General features: G+C 58.1%; 19 protein-coding genes. 15 read left to right on the plus strand and 4 right to left on the minus strand.

What is annotated here, in order from left to right; translation table 11 throughout:
• The first annotated feature begins 151 nt into the window (after nt 1-151).
• The 3 genes from dnaE to ACR0BZ_RS00115 all read left to right on the plus strand — a co-directional run bounded on the left by dnaE (nt 152) and on the right by ACR0BZ_RS00115 (nt 4,339).
• Nucleotides 152-3,652 (plus strand): DNA polymerase III subunit alpha, encoded by a 3,501-nt coding sequence (gene dnaE, locus ACR0BZ_RS00105; protein ID WP_480919131.1) that lies wholly within the window; start codon nt 152-154, stop codon nt 3,650-3,652.
• Between the two features lie 85 nt (nt 3,653-3,737).
• On the plus strand, nt 3,738-3,956 hold the full coding sequence (locus ACR0BZ_RS00110) for a hypothetical protein (RefSeq protein WP_209504828.1): 219 nt from the start codon (nt 3,738-3,740) through the stop codon (nt 3,954-3,956).
• An 11-nt stretch (nt 3,957-3,967) separates the two neighbouring features.
• Nucleotides 3,968-4,339 carry a hypothetical protein gene (locus tag ACR0BZ_RS00115; protein WP_480919132.1) on the plus strand — a complete coding sequence of 124 codons (372 nt, stop codon included), beginning with the start codon at nt 3,968-3,970 and terminating at the stop codon, nt 4,337-4,339.
• Nucleotides 4,340-4,343: 4 nt separating this feature from the next.
• Here the strand turns inward: ACR0BZ_RS00115 and ACR0BZ_RS00120 are convergent, their stop codons facing one another.
• Nucleotides 4,344-4,538 carry a SlyX family protein gene (locus tag ACR0BZ_RS00120; protein ID WP_480919133.1) on the minus strand — a complete coding sequence of 65 codons (195 nt, stop codon included), beginning with the start codon at nt 4,536-4,538 and terminating at the stop codon, nt 4,344-4,346.
• A gap of 131 nt (nt 4,539-4,669) precedes the next feature.
• On the opposite strand from ACR0BZ_RS00120, the gene hisS reads away from it, so the two are divergent.
• The 3 genes from hisS to hisG are packed head-to-tail and all read left to right on the plus strand — an operon-like array spanning nt 4,670 to nt 7,974.
• Entirely contained in the window at nt 4,670-6,196 is a 1,527-nt protein-coding gene (gene hisS, locus ACR0BZ_RS00125) for a histidine--tRNA ligase (RefSeq protein ID WP_480919134.1), read from the plus strand.
• A 3-nt stretch (nt 6,197-6,199) separates the two neighbouring features.
• Nucleotides 6,200-7,288 (plus strand): ATP phosphoribosyltransferase regulatory subunit, encoded by a 1,089-nt coding sequence (locus ACR0BZ_RS00130; protein WP_480919135.1) that lies wholly within the window; start codon nt 6,200-6,202, stop codon nt 7,286-7,288.
• A complete protein-coding gene (gene hisG / locus ACR0BZ_RS00135) occupies nt 7,285-7,974 on the plus strand; it encodes an ATP phosphoribosyltransferase (RefSeq protein ID WP_267363646.1) in 690 nt (229 codons plus the stop codon). Before ACR0BZ_RS00130 ends, hisG begins: the two co-directional genes overlap by 4 nt.
• Here hisG and ACR0BZ_RS00140 read toward each other — a convergent pair whose 3' ends face one another.
• Nucleotides 7,975-8,406 (minus strand): DUF1489 family protein, encoded by a 432-nt coding sequence (locus ACR0BZ_RS00140; RefSeq protein ID WP_480912257.1) that lies wholly within the window; start codon nt 8,404-8,406, stop codon nt 7,975-7,977.
• Nucleotides 8,407-8,845: 439 nt separating this feature from the next.
• On the opposite strand from ACR0BZ_RS00140, the gene ACR0BZ_RS00145 reads away from it, so the two are divergent.
• Nucleotides 8,846-11,128, plus strand: coding sequence for an adenosylcobalamin-dependent ribonucleoside-diphosphate reductase (locus ACR0BZ_RS00145; RefSeq protein ID WP_480919136.1), 2,283 nt, complete (start codon nt 8,846-8,848; stop codon nt 11,126-11,128).
• A 321-nt stretch (nt 11,129-11,449) separates the two neighbouring features.
• Here ACR0BZ_RS00145 and ACR0BZ_RS00150 read toward each other — a convergent pair whose 3' ends face one another.
• On the minus strand, nt 11,450-11,836 hold the full coding sequence (locus ACR0BZ_RS00150) for a hydroxyisourate hydrolase (protein WP_480919137.1): 387 nt from the start codon (nt 11,834-11,836) through the stop codon (nt 11,450-11,452).
• A 201-nt stretch (nt 11,837-12,037) separates the two neighbouring features.
• Here ACR0BZ_RS00150 and ACR0BZ_RS00155 point away from each other — a divergent pair, with 201 nt between their 5' ends.
• The 6 genes from ACR0BZ_RS00155 to uraH all read left to right on the plus strand — a co-directional run bounded on the left by ACR0BZ_RS00155 (nt 12,038) and on the right by uraH (nt 17,208).
• Complete coding sequence (locus ACR0BZ_RS00155; protein WP_480919138.1) at nt 12,038-12,967, plus strand: LysR family transcriptional regulator; 930 nt, start codon at nt 12,038-12,040, stop codon at nt 12,965-12,967.
• A gap of 131 nt (nt 12,968-13,098) precedes the next feature.
• On the plus strand, nt 13,099-13,668 hold the full coding sequence (locus ACR0BZ_RS00160; RefSeq protein WP_480919139.1) for a 2-oxo-4-hydroxy-4-carboxy-5-ureidoimidazoline decarboxylase: 570 nt from the start codon (nt 13,099-13,101) through the stop codon (nt 13,666-13,668).
• Complete coding sequence (locus ACR0BZ_RS00165) at nt 13,658-14,155, plus strand: tripartite tricarboxylate transporter TctB family protein (RefSeq protein WP_480831264.1); 498 nt, start codon at nt 13,658-13,660, stop codon at nt 14,153-14,155. Before ACR0BZ_RS00160 ends, ACR0BZ_RS00165 begins: the two co-directional genes overlap by 11 nt.
• A 2-nt stretch (nt 14,156-14,157) precedes the next feature.
• The gene (locus ACR0BZ_RS00170) at nt 14,158-15,687 is read left to right on the plus strand and encodes a tripartite tricarboxylate transporter permease (protein ID WP_480919140.1); all 1,530 of its coding nucleotides are present in this window, start codon (nt 14,158-14,160) and stop codon (nt 15,685-15,687) included.
• 20 nt (nt 15,688-15,707) lie between these two features.
• Complete coding sequence (locus ACR0BZ_RS00175; RefSeq protein WP_480919141.1) at nt 15,708-16,658, plus strand: Bug family tripartite tricarboxylate transporter substrate binding protein; 951 nt, start codon at nt 15,708-15,710, stop codon at nt 16,656-16,658.
• A 196-nt stretch (nt 16,659-16,854) separates the two neighbouring features.
• Nucleotides 16,855-17,208: a hydroxyisourate hydrolase gene (gene uraH / locus ACR0BZ_RS00180; protein WP_480919142.1), complete on the plus strand. Its 354-nt coding sequence runs from the start codon at nt 16,855-16,857 to the stop codon at nt 17,206-17,208.
• 441 nt (nt 17,209-17,649) lie between these two features.
• Here uraH and ACR0BZ_RS00185 read toward each other — a convergent pair whose 3' ends face one another.
• Nucleotides 17,650-18,144, minus strand: a complete 495-nt coding sequence (locus ACR0BZ_RS00185; RefSeq protein ID WP_480919143.1) for a MarR family winged helix-turn-helix transcriptional regulator — start codon at nt 18,142-18,144, stop codon at nt 17,650-17,652.
• Nucleotides 18,145-18,222: 78 nt separating this feature from the next.
• Between ACR0BZ_RS00185 and ACR0BZ_RS00190 the strand changes: the two genes are divergently transcribed.
• Both ACR0BZ_RS00190 and ACR0BZ_RS00195 read left to right on the plus strand, forming a co-directional pair.
• Nucleotides 18,223-19,131, plus strand: coding sequence for an EamA family transporter (locus ACR0BZ_RS00190; protein ID WP_480919144.1), 909 nt, complete (start codon nt 18,223-18,225; stop codon nt 19,129-19,131).
• A complete protein-coding gene (locus tag ACR0BZ_RS00195; RefSeq protein ID WP_480919145.1) occupies nt 19,122-19,769 on the plus strand; it encodes an NAD(P)-dependent oxidoreductase in 648 nt (215 codons plus the stop codon). Before ACR0BZ_RS00190 ends, ACR0BZ_RS00195 begins: the two co-directional genes overlap by 10 nt.
• Nucleotides 19,770-19,781: the final 12 nt, after the last annotated feature.

Consider the following 19,781-nt stretch of genomic DNA (forward strand, 5'->3'; position numbering starts at 1 on the left):
TGCTTGAAACTAAAGCGTTTTTTTGTCAGTGAAGATACCGCTTTCCGAAGCACCTTCTGGAAAATCCGAATAATCGAAAACGATTATTTTGCCAAACAACGGCGCAGGTTCCGGCTTTTGCATGCCTCGCGGCTAGGGTAGCCTGCCGTTCATGAGCAGTACCCCCCGATTCATTCACCTTCGTGTTCACACCGAATATTCCCTTCTGGAAGGGGCTGTGCGGCTGAAAAAACTGCCTGCCCTGTGCGAGAAGATGGGGATGCCTGCCGTTGCGGTGACTGACACGAATTCCATGTTTTCAGCGCTGGAATTTTCGGTGACAGCCAGTCAGGCCGGTGTCCAGCCGATCATGGGATGTCAGGTTGATCTGACTTATGTGCAGTCGCAACCGGGGGAAAAACAAAAATCGCCCGCGCCGCTTGTTCTGCTGGCACAGTCCGAGGCGGGGTACGAGAACCTGATGAAGCTGAGCACGTGCCTTTACGTGGACAAGGGCGGGCAGTTGCCGCAGGTCACGCTGGACGAGCTTGCGGACCGCGCCGACGGGCTGATCTGCCTGTCCGGAGGGCCTGACGGGCCGGTGGGCCGCCTGTTGCAACAGGGGCAACGTCCGGCGGCCGAGGCACTGGTGGATCGGCTGGCCGCGATCTTTCCGGATCGTCTGTATATCGAACTCCAGCGTCATCCGGGCGAGGACGGCCAACCAGAGGCCGAACGCCAGACCGAGCGCGGCCATATCGAGATGGCCTATGCCAAGAACCTGCCGCTGGTTGCCACCAATGACGTCTATTTCCCGACCTCGGATATGTACGAGGCCCATGATGCGCTGATCTGTATCGCCGAAGGGGCTTATGTCGACCAGCAGGAAGGTCGCCGCCGCCTGACCGCGCAGCATTATTTCAAGTCGCAGCAGGAAATGGTGACGCTGTTCGCTGATCTGCCCGAGGCCATTGAGAACACGGTCGAGATCGCGCGGCGTTGCGCCTTTATGGCTTATCGCCGCGATCCCATCCTGCCGAAATTCGCCGATGACGAGGTCGCTGAACTGCGCCGCATCGCGAATGAAGGCTTGCAGAAACGTTTGGCGGTAATCCCCCATGCGGTGACGCCCGAGGAGTATCAGGAGCGGTTGGATTTCGAACTTGGCATCATCGAAGGCATGGGCTTTCCTGGTTACTTCCTGATCGTTGCCGACTTTATCCAATGGGCCAAGGATCACGATATTCCGGTTGGACCGGGGCGGGGATCGGGTGCGGGCTCGCTGGTGGCTTATGCGCTGACAATTACCGACCTCGACCCGCTGCGTTATAGCCTGCTGTTTGAACGGTTCCTGAATCCCGAACGGGTTTCGATGCCCGACTTCGATATCGACTTCTGCATGGATCGCCGAGAAGAGGTGATCCGTTACGTGCAGCAGAAATACGGGCGCGACAAGGTGGGGCAGATCATCACTTTTGGTGCCTTGCTGTCCAAGGCCGCCGTACGCGATATCGGGCGGGTGCTGCAAATGCCTTACGGGCAGGTGGACCGTCTGTCCAAGATGATCCCTGTGGAAGGGGTAAAACCGGTTTCCATCGAAAAAGCCCTGAAGGACGAGCCGCGCCTGCGGGAAGAAGCGCGCAACGAAGAGGTGGTGGATCGTCTGCTGACATACGGCCAGCAGGTCGAAGGGCTGCTGCGCAACGCCTCGACCCACGCGGCTGGGGTTGTGATTGGCGACCGGCCTCTGGACGCGCTGGTGCCGATCTATCAGGACCCGCGATCCGACATGCCTGCGACCCAATTCAACATGAAATGGGTGGAACAGGCCGGGCTGGTAAAGTTCGACTTTCTGGGTCTGAAAACCCTGACCGTGATCCAGAACGCGATGGACCTGATCTTCAAGTCCGGACGGAAGCTGCATATCGCCGCCGATGGCACCGAGCTTTACGAACCTGCCGAGGGGGCCGAGAACCAGATCAACGCCATCCCGCTGGATGACGAGGCGACGTATAAGCTCTATTCAGCGGCCAAGACGGTCGCGGTGTTCCAGGTGGAAAGCTCGGGCATGATGGACGCGCTCAAGCGCATGAAACCCACCTGCATCGAGGATATCGTGGCCCTTGTGGCGCTCTACCGCCCCGGCCCGATGGAAAACATCCCGACCTATTGCGAGGTCAAGAACGGGCTGCGCGAGATCACATCTGTTCATCCGCTGATCGACCACATTCTTGAGGAAACTCAAGGCATTATCGTCTATCAGGAACAGGTGATGCAGATTGCGCAGGTCATGGCCGGGTATTCCCTTGGCGGCGCGGACCTGCTGCGCCGCGCGATGGGTAAAAAGATCAAAGAGGCGATGGATGCCGAACGCCCCAAGTTCGAAAAAGGCGCGGCAGAAAACGGGGTGGATGCCAAGAAAGCCAGCGAAGTCTTCGACCTGCTGGAAAAATTCGCCAATTACGGCTTTAACAAATCCCACGCCGCCGCCTATGCGGTGGTCAGCTATCAAACCGGTTGGTTGAAGGCGAACCATCCGGTCGAATTCATGGCGGGTGTCATGAATTGCGATATTCATCTGACCGACAAGCTGGCGATTTATTTCGAAGAGGTCCGAAAAGGGCTGGAACTGCCGTATATTCCACCTTGTGTGAACCGCTCTCAGGCCACGTTCGATGTTGATAACGGACATCTGGTCTATGCGCTGGGCGCGCTCAAGAATGTGGGTGTCGAGGCGATGAATCTGATCGTTGCGGGTCGCGCGGACAAGCCATTTGTCAACCTGTTCGATTTCGCCCGCCGCGTGGATTTGAAGAAAGTGGGCAAACGCCCGCTTGAGATGCTGGCCCGCGCCGGAGCCTTTGATGAGCTGGACCGGAACCGCCGCCGCGTTTTCGAAAGCCTTGATGCACTGGTGCAGTATTCGGCCGCGATCCATGAACAGAAGAATTCGAACCAGGTGTCGCTGTTTGGCGAGGCCGGAGATGACCTGCCCGAACCACGCCTGTCGCCGACCCCCGACTGGCTGCCGGCTGAACGTCTGAGCGAAGAGTTCAAGGCCATCGGCTTCTACCTCTCTGGTCATCCGCTGGATGACTATATGCCGGCCTTGAAGCGTAAACAGGTTCTGACGCTGGACGAGGTGACCGAGAAAGCCCGTTCTGGCCCGCTGATTGCCAAGATGGCCGGAGTGGTTGCCGGGCGGCAGGAACGGAAATCGGCCAAGGGCAACCGGTTCGCCTTTGCCCAGCTTTCGGACCCGACCGGCGCTTATGAGGTCACGCTGTTTTCCGACACGCTGGAGAAATGCCGCGAGTTTCTGGAAACCGGCGCTCAGGTGGTTCTGACCGTCGAGGCGACGATGGAGTCCGATCAGCTCAAGCTGCTGGGTCGTTCGGTTGGTCCAGCGGATTCTGTGGTGGCCGAAGCCGGGGCGACGGGACTGCGCATCTTTGTCGACGAAGCGCGGGCGGTGCCAACGATTGCAACGGTTCTTGAAGAAGCCGCAACCGCCGCCAAGGGTGCGGCCCGCGGCCCTATCCAACTGCTGTTGCTGGACCCAGGCCTGCCCGGCGACGTCGAAATCGACTTGGGGTGTGTGTTCCCGATCAATCCCCAGATCAAGGGCGCGATCAAATCGCTGGAAGGCGTGATGACTGTCGAAGAGATCTGACACCGCTTTGTTGCCAGACAGTTAGCGCACCGCTAGGCTGACCTTGCAAATATGTCTTCTGATCATGCCACGGGAGGGCGTTGATATGACGATTGCAGGTCTCAATTTCAGAACGATTGCATTGGGGGCGGCGGCATCGCTGGCTTTGGTTTCGGCGACAGCCACGCTTGCGGACGACAAGAAGAAAGAGAACACGATCAAAGGTGCTGTGATCGGGGCCGGGGTCGGGGCCTTGATCGGCGACGGCAAAGGCGCTGCCGCTGGGGCAATTGTTGGGGCGCTGATTGGCGCGAACTCGAAATAAGCGAGGGCGGGATGATGCGTTTGAACGCGATGAAAGTGATCACAACCGCCGCGCTGCTTACAGGGCCCGGTTTTGCCCTTGCGGACGAGGACGCCGAACAGATGGTGCAAGCGGCGCTGCCGCTCATGTATCACACATGCGCGTCGGTCATCGAAGAGGCTGACGGGAATGAAGAATACATTGTGGACGTGGTCGGCAAGATGACGGCGTTGTCACTTTATAACCGTCAGATCGACCTCGAAGCTCATGCCAGTTCGGACGAGGAAAAGGCCACGCTGCGCGAAACATTTGTGGCGGCTCTGAAAGACGGCTGCGCCGGGGATGAAAACGCCCTGCTGGGTGGCGTCGTCGACGATGCGGTGAAATCAACGCTGGGGCTGTAAGCTTTCAGTAATGTGGCGGGCGTTCGTCACCAAGGACAACGCCGCCTGACCCTTCCTGTGCGCGCTCGGCCTCGCGGTGCAGCAGCATCTCGACACGGCGGGTCAGCCGGTCAATCTCGGCCTGTTGCCGGGTGACAATCGCGTTCAGATCGTCAACCGTGCGGGTCAGATGGGCAATCTGTTCTTCCAGTTGCTGCATGGGATGCTCCTGTCTTTCAGGCTGCACATAGCGACCCTGTGACGCCTTGGCCAGAGAAAGCGCGCCTTGCCCAGATGCGGGCCATGGGATAGACCGCGCGCGGAACAGGTACACTCCCAAGGACGCCCCACATGGCCAAGCCCAAGAAACAGCCCCGCCCCAAGGCCGAAACGCCGAAAGGGTTCCGTGACTATTTCGGCGAGGAAGTCACGCAGCGCACCGAGATGCTGAGGACGATTGCGGGTGTCTATCATCGGTACGGTTTTGACGCGCTGGAAAGCAGCGCGGTGGAAACCGTCGAGGCGCTGGGCAAGTTCCTGCCCGACGTGGACCGCCCGAACGAAGGCGTCTTTGCGTGGCAGGAGTTTGACGAGGGCGGAAATGGCGACTGGATGGCCCTGCGCTATGACCTGACCGCGCCACTGGCCCGGGTTTACGCCCAGCACCGCAACGACCTGCCGACGCCTTACCGCCGCTATGCAATGGGTCCGGTCTGGCGCAACGAAAAGCCGGGGCCGGGGCGCTTTCGGCAGTTCTATCAGTGCGATGCGGATACGGTCGGAACCGCCTCGATGGCTGCTGATGCCGAGATCTGTGCAATGCTGGCTGACACGCTGGAAGAGGTTGGCATCCCGCGCGGCGACTACATCATCCGGGTGAATAACCGGAAGGTTTTGAACGGTGTGCTGGAAAGTGTGTTCGGCGAAGCAGATTTTGTTGCGGATACACTTCTACGAAGAGCAGTGAGTGGCTCGGAAAAGAAGGACGCCGTACTTCGTACGATTGATAAATTTGACAAAGTCGGCGAGGCGGGTGTTCGCGAGCTTCTGACTACTGGGCGCGAGGATGCTTCCGGCGCTTATATTAACGGTGTTGGCTTGACTGAAATGCAAGCTGAGCCCGTCATTGCCTTTCTTACCTCTAGAAGCGACGACACAGCAAAAACTCTACAAAATCTGCGATCAGCGGTAGGAGCCTCTATTGTTGGAAACCAAGGTATTAGAGAGTTGGAACAAATCGCTGAGTTGCTCGATGCAGGTCGATACGAAGCGGATCGGATCGAGATCGACCCCTCCGTCGTCCGTGGCCTGGGCTATTACACCGGTCCGGTCTACGAGGCCGAACTGACGTTCGAAATTTTCGACGAGAAAGGCCGCAAGCGGCAGTTCGGCTCGGTCGCGGGGGGCGGGCGTTATGACGATCTGGTCAAGCGGTTCACCGGGCAGGAAGTGCCCGCGACCGGCGTGTCCATCGGCGTCGATCGGTTGCTGGCCGCGCTGCGCGAAAAGGGCCGGATCAGCGCCCAGGCCAAAGGCCCCGTGGTCGTCACCGTCATGGATCGCGACCGGATGGCCGATTATCAGGCGATGGTGGCCGAGCTGCGCAACGCGGGCATCCGGGCCGAAGTGTATCTGGGCAATCCCAAGAACTTTGGCAATCAGTTGAAATACGCGGACAAGCGCAACTCTCCGGTTGCGGTGATCGAAGGCGGGGACGAAAAGGCAAAAGGCATCGTGCAGATCAAGGACCTGATCCTTGGGGCCAAGATCGCCGAAAGCGCCACGCTGGAGGAATGGAAAGAACGCCCCAGCCAGTTCGAAGTATCGCGCGCTGATCTGGTCGCGAAAGTGCGTGAAATTCTGGACAGTCAGGACTGACCCATGCCCAACCGTTCCCAGATACAGGCCCGTGCCGCGATGATGCGTGTCCGGTTCGAGGCTGCGGGCGCGCAGGTGGTGGATACGCCTCTGTTGCAACCCGCTGAAATGTTGCTGGACCTCTATGGCGAGGATATCCGCGCCCGTGCCTACGTCACCTCGGACGCGCTGCGGGGCGAGCAGATGCTGCGCCCGGATTTCACCCTGCCTGTTGTTCAGATGCACATGCGGGACGGGGCCGAGCCAGCGCGCTATACCTATTCAGGTGAGGTGTTCCGCCGTCAGGAACACGACCCGGACCGTTCGAACGAATATATTCAGGTGGGGTACGAGGTTTTTGACCGCGATGATCCCGCTGGTGCCGATGCCGAAGTGTTTTCGCTGATGGCAATGCAACTGCGCGGGCTGCCTCTGCGCGCAGCGACCGGGGATATCGGTATCCTAACCGCGGCTGTCGAAGGGCTTCGGACCACAGACCGCCGCAAGGCCGCGCTGATGCGGCACCTGTGGCGGCCGCGCCGGTTTCGTGCGCTGCTGGACCGGTTTGCAGGGCGTAAACCGGGGCCCGAAGGCCGTGACGCGCTTTTGGACGCGGACGACCCGATGGCGGTTAATGTTCCGATGATCGGCAAGCGTCGCGCGCCCGAGATTGCCGACCGGATCAAAGCCCTGCGCGAAGATCGCGCTGCGCCGCCGATCTCTGACAATGAGCTGGCCGGGTTGGAAACGCTGCTGAATGTGCGTGAAACCATGCCCTTCGCGTTGGAACAGCTGAGGGATGTGGCAGTGGATCTGCCGCAGATCACCCCGGCGCTGGACCGATTGGAGGCGCGGATCGCAGCCCTGCAAGCGCGTGGCGTCGACGTCGCCCGGCTGGATTTCGAAGCGTCTTATGGCCGGACATCGATGGAATATTACGACGGGTTTGTCTTTGGGTTCTACGCCGAAGGCCGTCCCGACCTGCCGCCTGTCGCCACCGGTGGGCGCTATGATGCGCTGACGCGCCGTTTGGGGGATGGGGCCGAAATCCCCGCGATCGGCGGAGTGATCCGCCCGGACCTGATGCTTGAAATCGAGGAGGCCGTGCTATGAGTGTGAAACTGGGCGTGCCCTCGAAGGGCCGGTTGATGGAAAAGACCGTTTCATGGTTCGAAAAACATGGCATCGTGCTGTCCCGCAACGGCTCGGACCGGGAATATGCGGGTAGGGTCGACGGGATTGACGGCGTCTCGCTGGTTCTGTTGTCGGCGGGTGAGATTCCGCGCGAACTTGCGTCGGGCCGTATTCATCTGGGCGTCACCGGCATCGATCTGGTGCAAGAAAAACTTCCGCGCTGGGAACAGCAGGTCGAAGAGATTGCGCAGCTGGGCTTTGGCAAAGCCGATCTGATCATTGCCACACCCGCCTGCTGGGTCGATGTGGACACGCTGGACGATCTCGATGCGGCGGCAGCAGCATTTCGCAACACTCACGGCCACCGGCTGCGGATCGCCACCAAATATCACCGACTGGTGCGGGAGTTCCTGACCGACGCGGGCGTGGCCGACTACACTCTGGTCGACAGCCAGGGGGCGACCGAAGGTACGGTCATGAACGAAACAGCCGAGGCAATTGCTGATATCACCTCCTCCGGTGAAACCCTGCGGGCAAACCACCTCAAGATCCTGTCGGACGGTCTGATCCTGCAATCGCAGGCCACATTGTGGCGCAGCCGGGTTGCAAAGGTCGACGCGGCGGATAAGGCGGTTCTGACGGAATTGCTGGATCGGCTGCGGTAATTACAGCACACCGATATCCGCTAGGGCGCGGTTGAGGTCATCGGGCAGGGCGTCGTCCTGCGCGCGCCCTTTCGGCAAGTCGGCTGGTGTATCTTCGGGCTTCAGGTATCGCCACCCCTGAAACGGGCGTTTCAAGGCGTTCTGGGTCCGATGTACGTTAGGGTCGAGAACGATGGCGCAGCGGCGGATACCGTCCTCGCCGGTCACCTCGTCCAGGCGCAGAATACGCTGACGGCACTGTACGACACCCTTGATGACCCAATAGATTGATCCGCCATTCAGAATCTCGGCATCACGTTTGGGCCACATGCGGGTTACGTGGCGCGGATATCCGTCCTCATAAAGCGGCATTCGGCTGTCCTGCCACGCGATCAGAGAGTCCACGCTTTCCGAACCAACCGAAAGTTTGATGAGGTTCACGTACTTATCCACAACTTTCCCACAGAGTCGTCCATTGGCTATCTATCCATTGTAGCTCAGGATTGGCTTTCATCAAGGTGTAGTGGGTGTTAGTCTGGATACCTCTTTCAGCACAGGGAATCACAGAGCGGTATGCAGTATACTGAGTCGATAACTCAAAATGATGATTTCGATAAATTGTAAAGATTGGCTCCCCGACCGGGTCGAGGAGCCAATGCAGGGGATGGCATGGTGCGGGGTGCGGCTTCCTATCCAACGCCCCGAGGGTTCGAGTCCCTCCATCTCCACCGTTTCTTGAGAGCTACGAGAGCCCTCAAGAAATTACCAATCAATTTGCCTATTGTGTGGTCTATGGTCAATTGGAATACAGCAGTTTTTTTGCTGGAATGAAGCCCTGAATATCATATATAGAGGATTTCTTACTAACTCACACTATAGATAGAGTTTCGATATGAGCCGCTTTGCCGCCCCCATCGCCGAGCAGATCTGGGACATGAAATACCGCTTCAAACAGGCGGATGGCACGCCCATCGATCAGACGGTTGAAGACAGCTGGCGACGCATCGCCCGTGACCTCGCGCGGGTCGAGGACGACCCGGATCATTGGGAAGACAGGTTCTACGAGGCACTGGAAGATTTCAAATATCTGCCCGCCGGGCGCATCACTGCTGGCGCAGGCACCGCGCGGCAGGTGACACTGTTCAACTGCTTCGTTATGGGCACCATCCCCGACAGCATGGGCGGTATCTTTGACATGCTGAAAGAGGCCGCGCTGACCATGCAGCAGGGGGGCGGGATCGGCTATGATTTCTCGACCATTCGCCCGCGCGGCGCGGATGTGAAAGGTGTGGCGGCAGATGCCTCTGGCCCGCTCAGCTTCATGGATGTGTGGGACGCAATGTGCCGCACAATCATGTCCGCGGGCTCGCGCCGGGGGGCGATGATGGCCACCATGCGCTGTGATCACCCTGATATCGAACAGTTCATCACCGCCAAATCCGACCCGGCCCGCCTGCGCATGTTCAACATGTCGGTGCTGGTGACCGATCCCTTCATGGAGGCGGTCAAGGCCGACGGCCCGTGGGAGTTGCAGTTTGACGGCAAGATCTATCATACCGTTCAGGCGCGCGATCTGTGGAACAAGATCATGCAGGCCACGTATGATTATGCCGAACCGGGCGTGATCTTCATCGACCGCATCAATCAGGCCAACAACCTGAGCTATGTTGAAACCATCGCCGCGACGAACCCCTGTGGCGAGCAACCTCTGCCGCCTTACGGGGCTTGCCTGCTGGGCTCGATCAATCTGGCGCGGCTGGTTGCCGAACCGTTCGGGGATGCCGCGCATCTGGATGAACCGGCGTTGCAGGAACTGGTCGCGACAGCCGTGCGCATGATGGATAACGTCGTGGACGCCTCGAAATTCCCGCTGGCCGAGCAAGAGGCGGAAGCGCAGGACAAGCGCCGCATCGGGCTGGGCGTGACGGGTCTTGCGGATGCGTTGCTGATGCTGGGCCTGCGCTATGGGTCCGACGAGGCGGCGCGCCAGACGGAACGCTGGTTGCACGCAATCGCCCGCGCCGCATATCTGGCCTCGGTCGATCTGGCTAAGGAAAAAGGCGCGTTCCCCCTGTTCGACGCCGAGAAATACCTGGCCAGCGGCACAATGCAGCAAATGGATGACGACGTCCGCGATGCGATCCGCGAACATGGTATCCGCAACGCTCTGCTGACCTCGATCGCACCCACGGGCACGATTTCGCTTTATGCCGGGAACGTGTCGTCGGGGATTGAACCGGTCTTTGCCTATGCCTACACCCGCAAGGTTCTGCAAAAAGACGGCTCGCGCACCGAAGAAGAGGTCGTGGATTACGCCGTTCAGATGTGGCGCGACAAGTTTGGCGACGCAGCGCTGCCGGACTATTTCGTCAATGCCCAGACTCTGACACCGTCGGATCACGTCAAGATGCAGGCGGCAGCGCAGAAATGGATCGACAGCTCGATCTCCAAGACCATCAACTGCCCCGAGGATATCAGCTTTGACGCCTTCAAGGATGTCTACATGCAGGCCTGGGATCAGGGCTGCAAAGGGTGCACGACCTATCGCCCCAATGATGTGACCGGCTCGGTTCTGACCGTTTCGGAAAGCGACGATAAGGCGCCGGGGGAAAGCGCGAATGCGCCTCATGAAATTGAAGGCGGCGACGTCATTTACATGTCCGAACCGCTGGATCGCCCGCAATCGCTGGAGGGGTCGACTTATAAGTTGAAATGGCCCGATAGCGAGCACGCGATTTATCTGACCATCAACGACATCATCATCTCGGGTCGCCGCCGCCCGTTCGAAGTGTTCATCAACTCCAAGAACATGGAACATTACGCCTGGACACTGGCGCTGACGCGGATGATCTCGGCCGTGTTCCGCCGGGGCGGAGACGTGTCCTTTGTGGTCGAAGAGCTGAAAGCCGTTTTCGACCCGCGCGGCGGGGCGTGGGTGAAAGGCAAGTATATCCCATCGATCCTGGCCGCGATCGGGGGCGTGATCGAACAGCACATGGTCGCCATCGGCTTTCTGGAAGGCGAGGGGATGGGGCTGAAATCCGACCCCCAGGCGCAGGTGGTGAACTTAGACGCGCCACGCGGCAAAGCCTGCCCGTCCTGCGGTCAGTACGACATGGTCATGATCGAAGGCTGCATGACCTGCCGCAGCTGCGGTCATTCCAAATGCGGATAGGTATGAAGCGCTGAACGAAATATATGTGGCGTGTCACGCGACATGACCTAAACGTTTCAATAGGTCATTTTGGCTGGAGATATGAGAAAACGGCCACGGATTTCTTCCGGGGTTGTCCTGTGTCGAAACGCTTCTTCAGGATAGAGGGTATGCTAACAGATGCGCAAATCCTGATCATGCGATTGCAACAGCGCCACAAGACTGCCAGACCGCGCAGCTTTCTCGGCTGTCGACCACCTGTTCCTAAAGTGTTCATACGGGCTGAACAGCGTCAACTCAGGCATTAGCATTCAACCCGAGCTGCCCACTGGGGTCTGCTCTCTAGGCGCCGCCCCGAAACAGCGAGAACCCCCATGGGGTGAATTTGAATGGCAAATGGAAGTGTTCCTCAACACGTTCGATGCCAAAGCGAAAGACCGCGGTCTCGAGGAACGAGAGATCCGGCAGCAAGCGACCAGCTTGCCGATAGTAGTCCCCGACCTCGAACTCGACCTCATAGAGGCCTGGCTGCACATCTTGGCCCGTGCTGACCGGATGGAGCAGCAGCCCGTCCGCGCCACAGACTCCGGATGCGATCTCCGTTCTCGCAGGACGCACGTGCCATAGCCGAACAGCCAGGCCGGCAGCGGGTATGCCTTCGGCAACATCCACCGCATGAATTGAAATTCCTCCAGCATCCGGACCGGTTGGATTGGTCTGAGGTGTCACGGCGCAATTCTCCTCCTTTGCGGAGCTCCATGCAGATCGCAAGCTCCATCGATATGGTTCTGTCATTTCATTATCTGCCACAGAGAAGGAAGCGCCATTTCAAAATACAGAATAGGCTGTTAGCCTAGTCGAGACTACGCCGACCGGCTTTGGCGCAAAGCGTCGTCACGTTTTCCCATGCCTCGGAGGGGGTCTCAAGAAATGGCACTTCATCTGGTTCCGCGCGCACTTCAATATCTAGAGCAGGTCGCGCAATCTGGATCAATCCAGGCGGCGTCACGGGAACTCGGTATCTCTGCATCTGCCGTCCACCGGCAGATCGTGGCGATAGAGGAGGACTTGGGAGAGGCTCTGTTTGACAGAGATCCCAAGGGCCTGACCTTGACACCCACAGGCAAGCTTGTTCTGGACCTTGCACGCGGTTGGCGCCTCGACAACGCGCGCCTGTGGTCTACTGTCCAGGAAAATCGAGGCATCGAACAGGGACATTTCAGGCTCGCCGCTATGGATAGCATGGTCAACGGTTTCGTGCTTGAAGTGGTGCGAGCCGTCGCTTTGGATTTCCCGATGGTCACCGTCGATGTCGAAATCATGAGCCCGGACGCCGCCGTCAAAGGCGTTCTCAACGGCGACTTTGATCTCGCTGCTGTTGCAAATGCACCGCCCGTCGATACGCTCGACTTTCATTGGCGACGAGAGTTTCCGCTGGGATGCATCGCCACGAGAGATCATCCGGTGGCGACCAAGTCCTCGATAAGTTTCTCGGAATTCGTGGCGAATCCCGTCGTGTTCCAGAGCTCGGCACTGTCCATCCGGAAACTTCTTGAGGTTCGTCATGGATGGCTCTTCGAGCAGGCTCGCACGCCAGTTGTCGTCAACTCCATTCAACTCATGAAGCTGCTTGTCGCGACAGGCAGGTATGTCGCTGTCACTTCGGAGATCGATGCAGGGCCGGAGATAAAGGACGGCCGGTTCGCCTTTGTCCCGATTAGCGACAAGGATGCGTTTCGTCAGAGCATCTCTCTGATATCCAACGCTCAGATGCCGATTTCAGCCCTCCGTCAGAAGATCCTCGACCTATCAGTCCGGTGTCTTGATGACCTCTCTGGAACGTCCGGTCACCCGATCTGACGTGGTGTTGAATCTCGGCGAGCCTCGAGAGAGATTTTCAGATCATTCTAAAAATGCGAATGTATCGTAAACTTTTATTCTATGGACGACAATAGTGCCTCTGCCTACGCTGTACCGTAGGGGGACGTCACATGACATCATTGGAAGACTTAAATCATGCGGACGATCAGACGGCGCTTGGCTACATCGAACCCTTGATCGAACGAGCGCCCGAGGTGGCGAAACGGGTGGTCTCGCACCGGCCTTTTCGGGATTTGGATGCGCTGACGACGGCCATTCATCGAGAACTCATTGCCCTGAGCGAAGCGGACAGAATTACCCTGTTTTGCGCGCATCCCGAACTCGCGCCCGACAATCCCCTGACCTTGACGGCGGAATCCCAAGTCGAGCAGGGGCGGTTCGATCTCACCTCTCCCAAAAGCGAATACCGAGACCGACTTGCATCGATGAATGCCGCGTACCGGCAACGCTTTGGTTTTCCATTCATTACCGCCCTGGCACGCCATGCTGATTTGGACAGCGTAATCGCTGAGTTCACTGATCGTCTAAAGGCCGATCGCGCCTCCGAAATCCGCTCTGCAATCGACCAAATCTCTGCCGTAAGCGCAGCCCGCGTGCTTGCGATCTTCAGGCAGGCCTCGAAACCAGACATGCACGGAAAAGGGGGCGCAGTGACAAGAGGGACCGGGCATGCCAGTTGATCCCGAACATTTGGACGCCGACGACCGGGTGCCGGAAGGAAGCCACGGAGCGCTCGGTTGGGGCGGCGAGATCGGAGGGTTGGCGCTCTTCAGTCTGAGTATCACCTTCATGGTCGGTGGCTGGCAGTTGGGGCTCGGGGTCCCGACCCGCCTCGGAACCGGGGCCTTCCCATTTGTCACCGGAGCCATTCTTGCGATCCTGGCTCTGATCATCTGTGTGGAAGAGCGGCGCGGCGATGGCATCGCCGAGACACCGGACTGGATTGAGCTTTTCGCGATCTGCGGGGCTCTCGCCATGTTCGCGGTCACAGCCGATTGGCTTGGACTCGTTCCCGCAGTCTTCCTGACCGTGATCGTTGCCAGCCTGCCGGACCGCACACTTTCTTGGATCGGAAAACTGATCCTCGGGGTGGTCGTGGCGCTCGGATGCTGGGCAGTCTTCATCGAACTGCTGAATCTGCCTCTCCGGCCGTTTCCGGGAGGCTGACTATGGATGTCCTAACACTCTTTTACCAAGGCCTGCTGGTGGTTCTCGAGCCGCAGAACCTGATGTACTGCTTCATCGGGGTGTTTTTTGGAACCTTCATCGGTGTTCTGCCGGGCATCGGGTCGATGGCGGCGATCGCGATGATTTTGCCGCTCACCTTCTATCTCGATCCGACACCCGCCTTGGTGATGATTGCCGGTGTCTTCTACGGCGCGGAATACGGCGGATCGACCGCTTCGATCCTGATGAACGTTCCAGGCACGCCGGCGGCCTCGATCACCGCGATCGAGGGGCACGCCCTCGCGAAGAAAGGCCGCGCAGGCGTTGCGCTCTTTTCGACAGCTACCGCTTCTTTCGGAGGCGGGATTATCGGTATGATCGTGATCGCCGTCCTGTCGCCGTCCCTGGCGCAGCTCGCGCTCAGTTTCGGACCACCTGACTATTTCTCTGTCCTTCTTCTAGGCCTGATCGCAGCCTCGGCCGTGAGCAACGGCGGTGCGTTGAAAGGAATCGCGATGGTGGTGACCGGCCTGATGCTTGGTACAATCGGCATCGACCTGACCACAGGAGACCTCAGGTTCGCCATGGGCATTCCGGAACTGCGAGATGGCGTACACATCGTAATCGTGGCGATGGGTCTCTTCGGCGTGACCGAGGTCATCGCGTCGATCCGCACGGCGACCAGCGGAAAGGCGGCTCAGACCGTCGACTACAACGATTTCTATCCCTCAAAAGAAGAATGGAAATCACTGCCTGCACCGATCTTGCGTGGCGGTGCGATCGGATCCTTCATTGGTGCTTTGCCAGGCACCGGCCAGACCATTGCTGCGGCCCTTGCCTATGCGGTCGAGAAGCGGGTGAACCGCCGGCGGAAGGATTTTGGTACCGGTGTGGTTCCTGGCGTGGCAGTTCCCGAGGCAGCGAACAACTCGGCGACTCAAACGGCCTTCATTCCCACCCTCACCCTGGGGGTGCCCGGCAGCCCGCCAATGGCGATTGTTATTGGGGCACTGATGATCTACGGGATCACGCCAGGACCCCGTCTTCTCACTGAACAGCCCGACATGTTCTGGGGTCTGGTCGCGAGCTTTCTCGTAGGCAACATTATGCTGCTGATCCTCAACGTACCCTTGATCGGCATGTGGGTTAGGCTTCTTAAAATTCCCTACAAGTATATGTACCCGACGATTATCGTTCTGATCTGCATGGGTGTCTACAGTCTGAACAACAACGTGTTCGACGTCTGGTTGACGCTGGTGATCGGTGCCGTCGGTTACGTCATGAGACTCTTCCGCTTCGAGCCTGCGCCCCTGCTCTTAGGGTTCGTTCTCGGCCCGCTCATGGAAGAACAGCTGCGACGCTCGATGCTTCTGTCTCGTGGCGACCCGATGGTGTTTCTGCAGAGACCCATCAGCGCGACGCTGATCGCAATCACTGTCGCCATTCTCGCATTTGCTCTGTTCAAGACAGAGCAGAACCGACGCCGCCGTCGCGCGGCCAAGAAAGCCAATCAGGGAGAAACACCAACATGAGAATTGACCGAAGACTACTTATGAGCACCGGAGCCGCAGCGGCCCTCTTTCTGCACGCACCTGCGGCACTGGCAGAACCCGGAGCCTGGAGCGATGAGCCGGTCAGGATCGTTGTGACGTTCCCGCCAGGCGGCACAAGCGACCTTGTCGCAAGACTGCTCGCCCAGCACCTCGATACCGATTTCGGGCAGAAGGCTGTGGTCGACAACCGTCCGGGGGCGGCAGGAACGGTTGCGGCCGACTACGTCGCGCAACAGGCTCCTGATGGCACGACGCTGATTCTGTCGAACAATGCGCCCTTCACGATCGCACCGACGCGGTTCCAATCGATTCCCTATGAACCGCTCGATGGATTCACGCATGTCGCCTATATAGGCGCGTCGGCGCCCGGCCTCTTTGTTCAGCCCTCCTCCGGGATCACCTCGCTCAACGAGTATGTTGCGTTTGTCAAAGAGACCCCGATGACTTTTGGTTCGAGCGGCGTGGGCTCGATCTCCCACATTCTGGGAGTTGCCGTCGATCAGGCGCTCGGGGTGGAGTCGATCCACGTGCCTTACCAGGGCAGCTCTCCGGCGATCCAAGATTTTCGCGCCGGCGTGCTGGACAGTTTCTATGACATGGTCGTTCAGAACAGCGAGATGATCGAAGACAACGAAGCCGTCGCGATTGCGATCGCTTCACTTGAGCGGAACAAGGAAATTCCTGACGTCCCGACCTTTAGGGAGCAGGGCTACGACATCGTGATTGAGAACTGGGTCGGCCTGTCCGGACCGGCGGGCATCGACCCGGCAACAGCCGAGACAATTCACGACACCGTCCTTGCTGTTTTTGCCAGTCCCGATGTCCAGGAACGGCTAAAGGAACTCGGGATTACGCATGCGGCGATGTCGACCGAGGACTACACAGCCTTCGTTGCGAACTCGATCGAGGTCTGGGCGCCCCTGATCGAATCGGCCGGAATCAAGGAGTAGACTGCTTTGGTTTGGTCGCCATGCTCATCTTGTATGGCGACCAGTCTCCTGCGGTTTATGCCGCGCAAGCCGATGAGACTCATCTGAGACTTTGGCCCGGCATCACCTCCCTTAGTTGCCCCGTCTGACAAGTTCAGTGGACTATGCAAAGTGAACATCAAAGTGTTTTAACGCTTCAGAACTTTGAGGAAAATCAATGTCTGGCTATCTCACGACCCATGTTCTCGACACCGCGCGCGGCCGCCCGGCAGAGGGAATGAAGATCGAACTGTTCCAGATCGAGGGCGACCGGCGCACGTATCTCAAGACGCTCACGACAAACGGCGACGGTCGTACCGATGAACAGGTGTTGCCGACAGAACGGTTTGCAAAAGGCGTCTATGAACTTGTCTTCCATGCCGGAGACTATCTGGACCTGACTGGTGTTGCTCCCGAAACGCCTCGCTTCCTGGACGTCATCCCGCTTCGGTTCATCATGTCGGAAGCGATCCACTACCATGTACCGCTCCTGCTCTCGCCATTCAGCTACGCAACCTATCGCGGCAGCTGACCGCTCTACAGGTATCATGGACGGCGAAAAAGCCGCGCCCGAAAATCGTCAACATATCAAATTGGAGGCTTCGCCTTTCCAGTCGTTAGAGTTGAAGCGGGTGAAAGGGTTCTGTCGCATATTTCGTCCCTACCTGGCAGGTCGAACGCAGTTCTGGTAGCGCGTGCTGGAACTGACAGGAGTAGGTCGTGACGACCTCAGACACGGGTGGCAACTATTCTGTGGCAGAACCGAGGGCGAACTCGGCCAAGAATACCAAACTGCTGTACATTCCCGATCATCAGGTAATCAAGAACTGCGAAACAGAACCGAGCAATGTTCGCCTGTGTTTCACAAAATTGTAGCAATGTGAATCCTGCTAGAGCATTGGTGGTTAGTTCCAATGCAAAATCGTATTCTGAGAGTGTGTTGGTTTCTTGGGACGCGCCAATTTTCCGGTATTTATTTCGCGTCTACGTCAATCGCCTTGCCCAGTGTTTTAAGCAATTCATTCAGGTTTTCGCGCTGCGTGGGTGATAACCCTCTCAAGAGCCGATGTTGTGTTTCAACGTGATCTGAAACGACATTTTCGATTTTTGAGAACCCGGCCTTGGTCAAACGTATCAAAAAACCCCGTTTATCTTCAGGATTTGGTACGCGCTCTACCAGACCTGCCTTGACGAGCTGGTCAATCCGGTTGGTCATTGTCCCGGACGTCACCATGGTCAGATCAAGCAATTCCCCGGGCGACAAGCCTTCAGGCTTTCCGGATCTGCGCAGAGTCGCCAGTACATCAAAGCTGGCGAGGTTTAGCCCGTAAACCTTCCAGGTTTTGTCCATCTCTTTTCTGAGTTGAGCCACTAGGCGGGAGAGACGCCCAATCGTTTCCATCGGTCCGACATCAAGGTCGGGTCGGGCTTTGTTCCATTGCGAAATGATGCGATCGATCTGGTCCATGGAAGCATATTGCGAAAATTTATCTTGACGTCAAGAGAGTTAAGAATATCTTGATGTCAAGATAAATGGAGATTCCTCATGAAACATCATGTCGACATCGCGCTCACTGCAATCGCGCCGCTGGTCTGGGGCAGCACGTACTACGTTACGACTGAATTCCTTCCGGCCGGGTATCCAGTCACTATGGCTGCCCTGCGGGCTTTGCCCGCTGGCCTGCTATTGCTTGTTCTTGCCCGGCAATTGCCGCAGGGTATCTGGTGGATACGCGCCTTCGTTCTCGGTGCGCTCAACTTCACCGCGTTCTGGACATTGCTATTTGTGGCGGCATACCGGCTGCCTGGCGGTGTAGCCGCAACTGTTGGGGCGGTTCAGCCTTTGATTGTCGTATTCTTGGCCGGGGTACTGATTGGTACGACGGTCAAGGTGTCTGCGGTGGTCGCGGCACTGATCGGTATCTTTGGGGTCGGACTTCTTGTTCTTGGTTCGGGGATTTCACTTGATCCGATTGGAGTGATTGCGGGCATCGGGGGCGCAGCTTCCATGGGGGCGGGCACAGTTCTGACCCGGAAGTGGCAAGCCCCTGTGCCCCTTTTGACTTTGGCGGCCTGGCAACTCACGGCAGGGGGGCTGTTGCTGGTACCTTTGGCGCTTCTGTTTGAGCCTGCGTTTCCACCATTGAATACGCAAAACATCACCGGCATCGTCTATCTCACTCTGATCGGGGCTGCGCTGACATACATCTTATGGTTCCGGGGCGTTTCCCGGATCGAACCCGGCGCTGTTTCAGCCCTTGGTTTTCTCAGCCCGCTTTCCGCAGTCATCATTGGATGGATGCTTCTTGGTCAGGCTTTGACGCCCACCCAGATCGCCGGAGCCGGGGTTGTGCTCACGGCAATCTGGCTTGGACAGCGTGCTGGGCAGATGGGCAATTCCGTACTTTCAAGAACTTCCAATTCACACCTCGTCTCAAAAGGAGAATGCTCATGAAACTTGTTGTATTTGGTGCCACTGGCGACGTCGGTTCTCGTGTCGTGACTGAGGCCATTTCGCGTGGCCATGAGGTTACTGCGGCAGTTCGAAATGAGGCGGGGCTCAAAAAACTACCCAAAGGTGCCAAGCCGGTTGTTGCAGATGTCGCAGACCCTGCAGCATTGGCCGCTGCGATGGCTGGCCAGGATTTGGCCATAAGCGCTGTGCGTACACCGGCCGGGCGTGAAGGCGAAATTGTTGCTTTGACCCGATCCATCCTGCATGTCGCATCTCTTGTCCGTCTTCGTGTAATTATTATTGGGGGTGCCGCTCGTCTGCATATGCCCGATGGCAGTCCGCACACTGTCTTATCAGATCCAGACTTTCTGCCTGAAAGCATAGTCCCAACCGCACGTGCATCAATGGCGCAGTGGGAACTCTGTTCATCGGATGCCTCAGCAAACTGGACCTATGCCAGCCCGTCCGCCTTATTGCAGCCCGGTAAACGCCTGGGCGTCTTCAGAACCGACACAGATAACCTGATTGTTGATGACGCCGGCAACTCAGAAATCTCCATGGAAGATTTTGCAGTGGCAATTGTAGATGAGGCTCAATCGCCCAAATTTCCACGCGCCGCCTTTACCGTAGGTTATTGAACCCCCAACGAT

It is taken from the genome of Ruegeria sp. P8, assembly GCF_056534665.1.